The organism is Cellulophaga sp. 3_MG-2023 (genome assembly GCF_030546975.1).
GTDB lineage: Bacteria > Bacteroidota > Bacteroidia > Flavobacteriales > Flavobacteriaceae > Cellulophaga.
In genome coordinates this window covers 174732-186700 of the sequence record NZ_JAUOPS010000007.1, presented here as the reverse complement: position 1 = coordinate 186700, position 11969 = coordinate 174732, and the positions used below count along the sequence as shown (strand labels likewise).

The window sequence follows — 11969 nt, the reverse complement described above, 5'->3', positions numbered from 1 at the left end:
ATGGTCCGTTCGTCTAGGGGTTAGGACGCCAGGTTTTCATCCTGGTAACAGGGGTTCGATTCCCCTACGGACTACAATTTTTGGGGTGAAACCCGTTAAAAACATAATAAGAGAAATAAAATGGCAAATCACAAGTCAGCATTAAAAAGAATAAGAAGAAACGAAGCAGCACGTGTACGTAACAAGTACCAGCACAAAACAATGCGTAATGCATTGAGAAAGTTACGCGCTGAGGAGGATAAGAAATCTGCCGAAACTATGTTGCCTACAGTTATTAGTATGTTAGATAAGTTAGCTAAACGTAATATTATACACGCTAACAAGGCATCTAACCTTAAAAGTAAATTAACTAAACAAGTAGCAGCTTTATAAGTTCTATTTTTTAGTGATAATATTAAAAGCGCTCTTTTTATAAAGAGCGCTTTTTTTTTGTTTTGTCATTTTCTTTTATCTTGATAAAACAATGAGTAGAATAGTTATGTTTAGGGTGTTAAACTAAAAGTTTGTAGTTGTTTTAGAGCTTTGTTAGGTTTAGTAATTTTAGCTTTTATAATTTTTTACATTGTTTAGTTAAACCTCTTCTAGCTTCCGTAATTAAGGTGTATGAGTACTAATCTAAACTGTTTGTTTTATTCTTTAACTAATTTGCGTTTCATTTTAATAAAACCATATATAAAACATAAATACATAATTATGATGAGACTAAAATGAAGCCATCTAGTTATTATGTAACTATCCATTGTTTTTATTATTTTAAAGTGATATGATAATTTAAGAGGTAGGTAGCCTGAATAAAAAATTAATAACCCCCAGCTAAGCCAGTATAGTATATTTTTAATGGGGTCTTTTTTGTTTTGTAGCCAATCTATTTTGTTTAGGTAGTTTAGGATAATCAGTATCAATAAAAACCCACCAGTAACATAAGTTAGTATTTGTCCGTCTGTAAGGAAGTCTTGTGTAAAAATATTTGAGATACTAATTGCTATAAATAAGGAGCTTCCAATTTTTATATATTTTTTTAGAGCAAGACTATCTGTGTAGTTTTTATAAAGATTAAAAAAATATAAAAAAAATATGATGTTAAATACGTTATAAATAGGTCTATTGTAGTTTTGGTAAAACTTGGATATAGGTAACATTATTGAATCTGGATATATCCTAATAGCAATACCAATTGCTTCTGATGCAAGTGTATATGCTATTAAGATAGGATAATATTTTAATGCTGTATTGTAATATTTAGGATAACGCCATAGTGCAATAGCTAACGTTAATGCGTAAAAAAATAAAATAATGTATAATGTTATATTTGGCATTAATTTCTAATTGTAAGGGGGTGGAAATAAACCAAATTCATTCAGAATTAAACTCTGCTCGTCATCTTCATTAAAAAATGAAATATTTGGAAAAAAAGAAGCCTCTTCTGTGGTAGTTTTCTCAAATGGTTTTATAATAAAGTTATCTTTTAAAAACTTTGGTTTGTATGTTTTACCATCTGTAATTACAGAAAACGGATACTCTTTACCGTCTACAGTGGTTGTAGGTGCTATAAAAAATGTATTTTGTTTAGGGTGCTTGTATTCTTTGCTGTCTGGGTAATTAGCTAGGTAAAATCGTAAGGTGCTAATTTTTACATCTGCTTTTTTGGCTTCTTGCTCTATAAATGCAATGTAATTTTTTAAAGTTTCAAGGTCATAATAACCATATCTAGCAACATCAAAAGTTGTACTAGGATCTAACTTGTCTTCATATTCTTGTATTAGTGGAGCCCTTCTTTTAGAGTAGCTATCAAAAAGAGTCTGAGCTTTTTTTGTGCTTATTATTTCAGAAGGTGGTTTTACTTCTTTGGCTAGTTCTGGATGTTCTTCCTGTTGCTTTTTAGGACTTTCACAACTACTAACTACTAGTATTGATAATGATAAGATAAAGTAAAAAGCTTTCATTTTATTGGTCATCATAAGTATTGGGTTTTACGGTCGCATAAATATAGTCACTTTTTTGTAGTATTCTGAAAATCAATAAATAAAAAATCCTACTAAAATTAATTAGTAGGATTTTTGTATGTAGTAAAGTTGTTTGTTATTGATTCATTGTCAATAAAAACTCTTCATTGTTTTTTGTTTGTTTAAAACGTTGCTCTATAAATTCCATAGCTTCTACAGGGTTCATATCTGCAAGATACTTACGCATAATCCACATACGTTGTATAGTTTCTTTATCTAGTAATAAATCATCTCTACGTGTACTAGAAGATGTAAGGTCAATAGCAGGGAATATTCTTCTGTTAGATATTTTACGATCTAACTGAAGCTCCATATTACCAGTTCCTTTAAATTCTTCAAATATAACCTCGTCCATTTTAGAACCGGTTTCAGTAAGTGCTGTAGCTATAATAGATAATGATCCGCCACCTTCTATATTACGAGCAGCTCCAAAGAAACGTTTTGGTTTGTTTAAAGCGTTGGCATCTACACCACCACTTAATACTTTACCAGATGCAGGTTGTACTGTGTTGTATGCTCTTGCTAAACGTGTAATAGAATCTAATAAGATAACCACATCATGGCCACATTCTACTAACCTCTTTGCTTTTTCTAGTACAATGTTAGCTACACGTACGTGTTCAGATGGTTCTTTGTCAAAGGTAGAAGCAATTACTTCTCCTTGTACATTTCGTTGCATATCTGTAACCTCTTCCGGGCGTTCATCAATTAATAATACAATTTGATAAACCTCTGGGTGGTTTGCAGCAATACCGTTAGCTATGTCTTTTAAAAGCATCGTTTTACCAGTTTTTGGCTGTGCAACGATCATACCACGTTGTCCTTTACCAATTGGTGAAAACAAATCTATAATTCTTGTAGAAATATTACTTTGCCTGTCTGCAAGGTTAAATTTTTCTTGAGGAAATAATGGTGTTAAATGTTCAAAAGAAACACGGTCACGCACAACTTGTGGATCTATACCATTAATTTTATTTACTTTAATAAGCGGAAAATACTTTTCACCTTCTTTTGGTGGGCGTACATTTCCTAATACTGTGTCTCCTGTTTTTAAACCAAATAATCTAATTTGTGATTGTGACACATAAATATCATCAGGAGAAGAAAGGTAGTTATAATCAGACGATCTTAAAAAACCATAACCATCTTGCATAATGTCTAAAACACCTTCACTAGCAATAATACTATCAAACTCAAATTCTGGTTCTTTATACCTATTTTTTAAGTCTTTATCAAAATTACTCTTGTCTCTTTGGTTTTTTTGATGTTGTGGTTTTTTGTTTTGGTTTTTGTGCTGATTGTTATTTTTTTGTCCCTGCTGAGGTGAGTTCCTATGTACAGGTTTTTTTTCTGGAGAAGTAGTTGGCTTAGCAGTTTTTGCTACGGGCGCTTTTCTAGGAAGAGGAGCTTTTTTTGCAGCTGGTTCCTTTTTTTCTTCTTCAGTAGTTGTTTCTTCTTTTGCTTTTGGCTTAGGCTTTTCTCTTAAAACGCGCTCTCTTTTTACAGGTCGTGGTTTAGGTTTTTCAGCAGTTTTTGCCTTAGCAACAGGTTTTTCTTCAGTTTTTTTAGGTTCTTTTACAACAACTTCTTCTACCGCTTTAGGGTTAGCTGCTTGTACATCTAAAATTTGATAAACTAAATCTAGTTTTTTTAATGTTTTAAACTTAGGAACATTTAAACCTTTTGCAATATCCTGTAACTCAGGAAGCTTTTTTGCTTTTAAATCGGAAATCTCAAACATGTAATGTTGAATAAGTTATACTTTGTTGAAAAATATGAAATCTTGAAGTGTGTAATTTGGGTACTTATTTGGACTTGAAAGTCCCTGTCGGTAAGCGATATTACTAATATTCTGTAGCAATATTACAAATTATTTTTAATATTTCATTGATAAATCTTAAAAAGACGCTATTTTTGTTTTTTCAAAAAAAGAAAAAAATGATTCAGAGAATACAAACTGTTTTTTTATTAGTAGTAGTTGTCTTGGCAGCTGTGCTTCCTTTTTTTGCTAGCTTATGGACATTAGACAACGGAACTATTATTTTTGCTAGAGATGAAATGTACATTTCTATTGCTTTTTATATATCTGCTATATTAGCTTTTTTGTCCATTTTATTATTTAGAAATAGAAAAAATCAATTTGTTTTAAACAGGTTGAATATGATATGTAATCTTTTTATACTAGGATTTTTCGTTTCCCGATCGCTAAACTTATCCGGAGAAACTGTTGTTTCTGAGAAGGGTATTGGGATGTTGATTCCACTATTTTCTATCGTATTTTTAGTGTTAGCCAATAGGTTCATTAAAAAGGATGAAGATCTTGTAAAATCTGTTGATCGCTTGCGTTAAACCTAACATCTTAGTTATATTAGTGCGTAAAACCCGGGGTTGTTCCCGGGTTTTTTACTTTTTATACTTTTTCATCATCGTATAAAAGCACTTTTCCGTTTTCTGGGTCAAAATAAATAGTTATTTCTTTATCTAAATTGTTAGACGTTATTTTATACGTCCAAACATTAGTAATTGCTCCCTTTGTAGGAGAGCCAAAAAGGTTAAGAACTTCGGTTTTAGTTCTTCCTTTTAGTTCAATATCATTAATCATAAAAGACTATATATGGGTTTGGTTTAGTAAAATTAAATATTGATTCTTATAAAAAAGTATCAAAATCAAACCATAGCATATAAAAATCAAAGAATAACAGTTCTGTATTCTAAAGGAGATTTGCCTGTATTTGTTTTAAAAAACTTGCTAAAGTTATTTGGATAGTTAAAACCTAAGCAATATGCAACTTCAGATATATTTAAATCTGTATTGTAAAGCATATTTTCTGCTTCTGCAATTAATTTTTCTTTTATGTGAGTAGATGTAGATTTACCTGTAATACTTTTTACAGAGTCGTTTAAATGATTAATATGTATTGATAAGTTTTCTGAGAAGTCTTTAGGAGATTTTAAAGTAATACATGTGTTTGTATTTTTTATAGGAAACTGTTTATTTAATTGTTCAAAAAACAAAGAAGTAATTCTAGATGCAGCACATTTAGGATTGTTGTTTTCTGAATTTGTCTCTAGTTTAAGAGCTTCATGTATTAATAAACTTATATAGTTACTTATTACAGCATCTTTATTTTTATAGCTACTTTTTAATTCTGCTTCTATTTTTTTGTAAATAGTTGTAACGTGTTTTTCTTGCTCATTATTTAAATAAAAAATATTATTGGATCCTAATTTAAATAAAGGACATTTTTTTTCTAAATCGTTTGTGTTTTTAGCTAAAAATGTAGGGTTAAATAAGCAAGAGTATCCTATTTGTTCATCAGATATGGGTTCCCACTTGTAAACTAATGACGGATTTGTAAAAACTAAAACTGTTTTATCTATAGTTATTGTTTTACTAGGATAATGTAATTTACTTTTGGGGTGAATAATACATATTTTATAAAAATTTTTATTATTATGTATTTCAGGGTCTGCTTTGTAGGTTTCTAAATCTACAACAGTAATTTTAGAGTTATTAATCATAAATTGGGGAAAATATGTGGTTAATAATGTAAGTTTGGTATATACTCGTCTAATATTAATATTATGGTTTGTTATTGTAAATATAAAAAAACACGAGTTATATAAAAATTATAAATAATTATTTGTCACCCTGTTAAAAGCAAAATTTGTGGTATTACTTAAAATTTATTTTTTGCCAAGTTCTATTACTTCTAAATCTTTTATGTCCTCGCCATCTATTGTAAAGCGGAGCATAGTACGTACTTGATGAAAACCGTGTTTGCCACAGGCGCCAGGGTTCATATGTAATAAGTTTAATTTTTTATCAAACATAACTTTTAAAATGTGCGAGTGTCCGCTAATGAATATTTTAGGAGAATTTACTTTTATCTCTTCTCTTATGCGTACATTATATTTATCTGGATAACCTCCAATATGTGTAATCCAAACTGCTACCTTCTCACACATAAATTTATTGTCTAACGGAAACTCTAGTCTAGCTTTGTCATCATCAATATTACCATAAACACCTTTTAAAGGTTTAAGAGCTTTTATTTTATCTGTAACATCTAAACTACCAATATCACCAGCGTGCCAGACTTCATCAGCTTGCTTAACGTATTTTAAAATAGCATCATCAATATGGCTATGTGTATCAGACAGTAATAAAATTTTTGTCATTCTAATTAATTAGTTTTTATAAAATTGAAAAGAAGTAGCGGCATAATTTAATCTTTAATTAAAGTAATACGTTTTACTGGCTGCTAAAATCTTACTTATATTAAGTATCTTTGTAGCTTACAAAAATAGGAATTCAATTTGAGATATTTTGTGGCATTTTCATACTTTGGAGCAGTTTACCACGGATGGCAAATACAGCCAAACGCTATAACTGTACAAGAAGAGTTAGAAAAAGCATTTAGTACACTTTTAAAAGAAAAAGTTTCTTTAATGGGTGCTGGTAGAACAGATGCTGGTGTACACGCTAAGCAAATGTATGCACATTTTAATGTGGTAACTATAACAGACTCTAAAGATCTAATACGTAGGTTAAATTCTTTTTTGCCAGATGATATTGCGGTGCAAAATATTTATGAGGTTCCTGAAGATGCCCACGCTAGGTTTAATGCCACAGAACGTACTTACGAATATTTAGTTACACATAAAAAAGACCCTTTTAGTTTGTCTACAGCACACTATGTTAAGCAACAATTAGATGTTGTAAAGATGAATAGAGCTGCCGAATTATTATTAGGTAAACAGGATTTTGAGTGTTTTTCTAAATCTAAAACAGATGTTAAAACCTATTACTGTAATGTTAAAAAAGCAGTGTGGGAACAAAAAGAAGATAAATTTGTGTTTACAATTACTGCAGATAGGTTTTTACGTAATATGGTAAGAGCCATTGTTGGTACGCTTTTAGATGTTGGCACGGGTAAAATTACTGTAGACCACATACGCACAATTATAGCAAGTAAAAGTAGGGCAGAGGCAGGTACCTCTGTGCCAGCAAAAGCATTATATTTAACGCAGGTTTTGTACCCCGAAAATATTATTAAGAAGAATGGCTAAAACAGAAAAAGATACAGGAAAAGCGTTTGACTATACGCTGTTAAAACGATTGCTAGAGTTTACAAAACCGTATAAAATTACTTTTTATGGTGTTGTAATTGCTGCAATATCCTTATCTGCTTTTGCAGTTTTAAGTCCAATTTTACTAAGGCAAATTGTAAATACAGCTTTAGAAAATAAAGATCACGGATTGTTGTTAAACATTATTGTTTTAATGATGGTTGTGTTAATTTTAGAAGTGTTAAGTCAGCTTTCATTTGTGTATTACGCTAACTGGTTGGGAGAATCTGTTATTAAAGATATTAGAATAAAACTGTTTAAGCATATGCTTAGTTTTAAAATGAAATATTATGATAATTCTTCGGTAGGTTTACTAGTAACACGTGCAGTAACAGATATACAGCGTATTGGAGAAATCTTTAGTCAAGGTTTTTTTATGATTGTTTCTGATCTTTTAAAAATGGTAGTTGTAGCGGGTGTAATGCTATTTTATAGTTGGAAATTAGCACTTATAGTTTTTGCTATTATGCCAATAATAATCTATGCTACACGCGTTTTTCAAAAGGCAATGAAGGTTGCTTTTATAGATGTTAGGGCGCAAGTATCTAACCTAAATACTTTTGTACAAGAGCGCTTAACAGGAATGAAAATTGTTCAGTTTTTTAATAGAGAAAAAGTAGAGCAAGAAAAGTTTAGAGTTATAAATGAAAAACATAGAAACGCTTGGTTAAAAACAGTTTGGTACAACTCTATCTTTTTTCCAATTGCAGAAATTGTTTCATCTGTAGCTATTGGTTTAATTGTATGGTACGGTGGTCTACGTGTTGTTTTAAATAATGATCTAGATGAGTTGGGTACCATATTTATGTTTATACAACTCTCACAAATGTTATTTAGACCATTAAGGCAAATAGCAGATAAATTTAATGTACTACAAATGGGTATGGTAGCTGCTAATAGAGTGTTTGCAATATTAGACAGAGAAGACACAATTACAAATGAAGGATCTTTTGAGAAACCATCTATAAAAGGAGACATCTCTTTTAAAAATGTGCATTTTGGATATGTAGAAGGAGAAGAGGTTTTACACGGAATTTCTTTTGATGTAAAAGCTGGTGAAACAATAGCTATTGTTGGTGCTACAGGAGCAGGAAAATCTACCATTATAAATTTATTAAACCGTTTTTACGAAATAAATTCTGGTGAAATTTTGGTTGATGGTGTTGATATTAAAAACTACAAGTTAGCATCATTAAGAGATAAAATAGCGGTTGTATTGCAAGATGTATTTTTATTTGCTGATACCATAGAAAATAACATTTCTTTAAAAAATGAAGATATAACGTTAGACACAATAACACAGGCAGCACAAGAAATATCTGTTCATGATTTTATTACAAGTCTTCCTAATGATTACCAGTATAATGTAAAAGAGCGTGGTTCTATGCTATCTAGTGGACAACGCCAATTGTTAGCCTTTTTACGTGCTTATGTAAGTAACCCAAGTATTTTAATTTTAGATGAGGCTACATCTTCTGTAGATACATACTCAGAGCAATTAATACAAAAGGCGACAGAGAAAATTACGCAAGGCAGAACATCTATTGTTATTGCACACCGTTTGGCAACTATTAAAAAAGCGGACAAAATTATTGTTATGGATGCAGGTAATATTATAGAAAGCGGTTCACATAAAGAGTTACTTAAAAAAGGAGGTTATTATTACAATCTTTACCAAGCACAGTTTGTAGCAGATGAAGTAGCTTAAATTATTTTGAAGGAACAAAATCTGCAGGATTTAAATGGCCTGTAGCCATAGCAACTATCATTATAAAAGTTACTGTTCCTATGAATATAGTAGATAGTATTACTATAAATAACACTGATTTGTAAATTATTTGCCAAGTAGAATACTTATTCAACTTTTGCTGTACGTATAAAAAATACAAAATTAAAAATAGGGTAAGCAGTAAAGTATAATTTGAGAATGATTCTGGGAAATAGGTAATCATAAGCATACTTGTAAAAAAAGACAAAATACTCCATTGAGCTAAGCTATAAATTACACTAATTGTATATTCTGCTAGTATGTGTTTTCTTTTGTTTAATGTAATGAGTCCTACAATTAAAAAAATAGGTATGTAGCTTATAAAAAATAAGGAGGAGTAATCATATTGTACATCCATCATTTTTTTAGTAAACTCAGGATTCATTCCCTGGTCAAAAGCATCAAAATCCATTTCAAAATCAAAAACCTTGCGCATAAAAAACATTAAAAAACCTGCTAACATTAGTGCAATACCAAAATAGCTAATAGGGTTAACGTATTTTCTTCTTGTGCCATTTACATAACCATTTATAACAATATCTGGTTTTGTAAATAAATGTAAAAAAGTGCGTAAAAAAGTATTGTCTAGGTTAAAGTAGCGCTCTGTAATGTCACTAAGTAAATTTTTAATAGTAAGTCTATTTCTAATAACTTTTGCACCACAATCTGGACAAAAAGAATAGTCTGTTTGTAGACTATTTGCACAATTTTTACAATTCATTTTAAGATATTAAGTCCTCTTTAATAAGACTTGTAAGTTCGTCTAAATCTTTGTAAAGTACAAACTCTCCGTTTTTTATGTAAGATATGGTGCCAGTTTCTTCGCTAACAACAAGTGCTAAACTATCGGTTTTTTCTGTAATACCAACTGCAGCTCTATGTCTTAATCCAAAGCGTAATGGTATGGTACGCTCTTGTGATACGGGTAGTATTACTCTGGTGGCAACAATGGTATTGTTTTCTACAACGGCAGCACCATCATGTAACGGACTATTTTTATAAAAAATACTTTCTAAAATAGGCTGGGTAATTTCAATATTCATTTTATCTCCAGTACTTTTTACAAAGTCTAAAGAGTTAGTGCGTTCTAAAACCAGTAGTGCTCCTGTTTTAGATTTACCCATTTTATCACAAGCATTTACTATGGCTTCTACATTGGTATCTGTAGTCATAGCTTCTTGCTTTAAAAATTTAAAATGTTTTATGAAATTACGTTTTGTGGCAAAATTGGTAGAACCTATCATTAATAAAAACTTACGCAACTCTTGCTGAAAAACAATAATTAGGGCAATTAATCCAATATTCATAAACCCACCAACCATACTGCTAATCATTTTCATATCTAACAATTCGGTAAGTTTCCAAAGTGCCCAAACAATTACAATACCAATAAAAATATTAATAGCAACAGAGCCACGTACTAGCTTATATATGTAGTACAGTAGTACAGCCACTAAAATTATGTCTATAATATCTGTTATTTTAAAATCAAGAAAATTTAGAAAATCCAAGTAAAAGGGTTTTTGTAAAATTATAAAAAAAATGAGTAATTAAATTATAAGGTTTCATTTAACTGTAAAGCAGTATAAAGAGTAATACATTCTACAGCCTCTTTAACATCATGTACTCTTAAAATATTAGCTCCTTTTGTTAAAGCAATAGTGTTTAGTGCAGTTGTACCATTTAGAGCATTATTAGCAGTGGTGTCTAACGTTTTATAAATCATAGATTTTCTGCTAATACCTGCAAGTACTGGTACATTCATTGTTTTAAAAAGGTCTAAGTTTTGTAATACGCTAAAGTTTTGTTCTGTAGTTTTTGCAAATCCAAAACCAGGATCAACTACTAAATCTATAATACCTAAAGCTCTTGCTTCAGCAAGTTTTTTAGCAAAATACTGCTTTATGTCTAAAGTTACATTTGTATATGTAGTTAGTTGTTGCATAGTTTCTGGAGTGCCACGCATATGCATCATAATATACGGTACTTTGTATTCTGCAATTACGCTCATCATTTTATCATCTAAAGCACCAGCAGAAATATCGTTAATTAATGCAGCACCATCATTTAAACAGGCCTTAGCTACAGCACTCCTAAAAGTATCAATAGAAAGTATAATGCCAGGAAATTTTTTTACAAGCAGTTTTACTACTGGTACAATACGATTAATTTCTTCATCAACAGAGATGTTAGTTGCATTTGGTCTAGAGCTATAAGCGCCAACATCTATAAAAGTAGCACCATCTGCAAGCATTTTATCAACCTTGGTTACAATGTCGTTTTCATCTTTATAACTTCCGCCGTCATAAAAAGAGTCAGGCGTAAGGTTTAATATTCCCATTACCTTAGGTGTAGATAGGTCTATTAAATTTCCGTTGCAATTAATTGTCATACTGTGTGTTAAAATGATTTTTATAAACTTTTTAAAAATAAATGATTTAAGATAAAACCCTTACTTTTGATTAGTTCAAAATTTTAAGCGAAATTTACACAAATTACACAAGATAAATGCAGAATACATCAGAACAATATGATGCGGTTATAAAAGAATGCCGTGAGCTTTTTCAAAAAAAAATGAAAGATTACGGTAGTGCTTGGCGTATTTTACGTTTACCGTCTTTAACAGACCAGATTTATATAAAAGCACAACGTATACGTGGTTTGCAAGAAAACGATGTTAGAAAGGTAGATGAAGGTGAAAAATCTGAATTTATTGGCATTATTAATTATGCTATTATGGCATTGGTGCAAATTGAAAAAGGGATTGTAGAACAACCAGATTTAGATGTTGCTGAGGCTGTAGAACTTTATAACAAGCACATTACCATTACAAAAACCTTAATGGAAAATAAGAATCACGACTATGGTGAGGCTTGGAGAGAAATGCGTGTAAGCTCTTTAACAGATCTTATTTTGCAAAAGTTGTTGCGTGTTAAGCAAATAGAAGACAACAAAGGAAAAACTATTGTAAGTGAGGGTATAGATGCTAATTACCAGGATATTATAAATTATTCGGTTTTTGCACTAATTCACTTAAACGAGTAAAAATTATAAGCAAAAGTTAA

At 30.6% G+C, this 11969-nt stretch carries 14 protein-coding genes and 1 tRNA gene; 6 read left to right on the top strand and 9 right to left on the bottom strand.

Going from position 1 to position 11969, the window contains the following annotated elements; all coding sequences use genetic code 11:
• The first annotated feature begins 2 nt into the window (after positions 1-2).
• Together Q4487_RS15365 and rpsT are read left to right on the top strand one after the other, a co-directional pair.
• Positions 3-74, top strand: a tRNA-Glu gene (locus Q4487_RS15365).
• 46 nt (positions 75-120) lie between these two features.
• Positions 121-372, top strand: coding sequence for a 30S ribosomal protein S20 (rpsT, locus tag Q4487_RS15360; RefSeq protein ID WP_013621871.1), 252 nt, complete (start codon positions 121-123; stop codon positions 370-372).
• Between the two features lie 257 nt (positions 373-629).
• On the opposite strand, the gene Q4487_RS15355 is transcribed toward rpsT, so the two are convergent.
• From Q4487_RS15355 to rho, 3 genes are all read right to left on the bottom strand, one after another.
• The gene (locus tag Q4487_RS15355) at positions 630-1316 is read right to left on the bottom strand and encodes a hypothetical protein (protein ID WP_303571900.1); all 687 of its coding nucleotides are present in this window, start codon (positions 1314-1316) and stop codon (positions 630-632) included.
• Positions 1317-1322: 6 nt separating this feature from the next.
• Positions 1323-1958, bottom strand: a complete 636-nt coding sequence (locus Q4487_RS15350) for a hypothetical protein (protein ID WP_303543973.1) — start codon at positions 1956-1958, stop codon at positions 1323-1325.
• Between the two features lie 121 nt (positions 1959-2079).
• On the bottom strand, positions 2080-3744 hold the full coding sequence (gene rho, locus Q4487_RS15345; RefSeq protein ID WP_303543976.1) for a transcription termination factor Rho: 1665 nt from the start codon (positions 3742-3744) through the stop codon (positions 2080-2082).
• A gap of 197 nt (positions 3745-3941) precedes the next feature.
• Between rho and Q4487_RS15340 the strand changes: the two genes are divergently transcribed.
• Entirely contained in the window at positions 3942-4352 is a 411-nt protein-coding gene (locus Q4487_RS15340) for a DUF4293 domain-containing protein (protein WP_100896574.1), read from the top strand.
• Between the two features lie 61 nt (positions 4353-4413).
• On the opposite strand, the gene Q4487_RS15335 is transcribed toward Q4487_RS15340, so the two are convergent.
• The 3 genes from Q4487_RS15335 to Q4487_RS15325 all read right to left on the bottom strand — a co-directional run bounded on the left by Q4487_RS15335 (position 4414) and on the right by Q4487_RS15325 (position 6185).
• A complete protein-coding gene (locus Q4487_RS15335) occupies positions 4414-4605 on the bottom strand; it encodes a hypothetical protein (RefSeq protein WP_303543979.1) in 192 nt (63 codons plus the stop codon).
• 86 nt (positions 4606-4691) lie between these two features.
• Positions 4692-5525 carry an AraC family transcriptional regulator gene (locus Q4487_RS15330; protein WP_303543982.1) on the bottom strand — a complete coding sequence of 278 codons (834 nt, stop codon included), beginning with the start codon at positions 5523-5525 and terminating at the stop codon, positions 4692-4694.
• Positions 5526-5690: 165 nt separating this feature from the next.
• On the bottom strand, positions 5691-6185 hold the full coding sequence (locus Q4487_RS15325; RefSeq protein ID WP_100896571.1) for a metallophosphoesterase: 495 nt from the start codon (positions 6183-6185) through the stop codon (positions 5691-5693).
• 138 nt (positions 6186-6323) lie between these two features.
• Here Q4487_RS15325 and truA point away from each other — a divergent pair, with 138 nt between their 5' ends.
• Positions 6324-7076: a tRNA pseudouridine(38-40) synthase TruA gene (truA, locus tag Q4487_RS15320; RefSeq protein WP_100896570.1), complete on the top strand. Its 753-nt coding sequence runs from the start codon at positions 6324-6326 to the stop codon at positions 7074-7076.
• Positions 7069-8844, top strand: coding sequence for an ABC transporter ATP-binding protein (locus Q4487_RS15315; RefSeq protein WP_303543987.1), 1776 nt, complete (start codon positions 7069-7071; stop codon positions 8842-8844). The genes truA and Q4487_RS15315 overlap by 8 nt, the downstream gene beginning before the upstream one ends.
• 1 nt (position 8845) lies before the next feature.
• On the opposite strand, the gene Q4487_RS15310 is transcribed toward Q4487_RS15315, so the two are convergent.
• Genes Q4487_RS15310 through folP form a run of 3 tightly spaced genes read right to left on the bottom strand, consistent with a single transcriptional unit; the run spans position 8846 to position 11296 of the window.
• Positions 8846-9625, bottom strand: a complete 780-nt coding sequence (locus Q4487_RS15310) for a DUF3667 domain-containing protein (protein WP_303543990.1) — start codon at positions 9623-9625, stop codon at positions 8846-8848.
• 1 nt (position 9626) lies between these two features.
• On the bottom strand, positions 9627-10415 hold the full coding sequence (gene cdaA, locus Q4487_RS15305; RefSeq protein WP_013621882.1) for a diadenylate cyclase CdaA: 789 nt from the start codon (positions 10413-10415) through the stop codon (positions 9627-9629).
• A gap of 44 nt (positions 10416-10459) precedes the next feature.
• Complete coding sequence (gene folP, locus Q4487_RS15300) at positions 10460-11296, bottom strand: dihydropteroate synthase (RefSeq protein WP_303543993.1); 837 nt, start codon at positions 11294-11296, stop codon at positions 10460-10462.
• A gap of 116 nt (positions 11297-11412) precedes the next feature.
• Here folP and Q4487_RS15295 point away from each other — a divergent pair, with 116 nt between their 5' ends.
• Positions 11413-11949 (top strand): DUF1599 domain-containing protein, encoded by a 537-nt coding sequence (locus tag Q4487_RS15295; RefSeq protein ID WP_100896566.1) that lies wholly within the window; start codon positions 11413-11415, stop codon positions 11947-11949.
• The last annotated feature ends 20 nt before the right edge of the window (positions 11950-11969 follow it).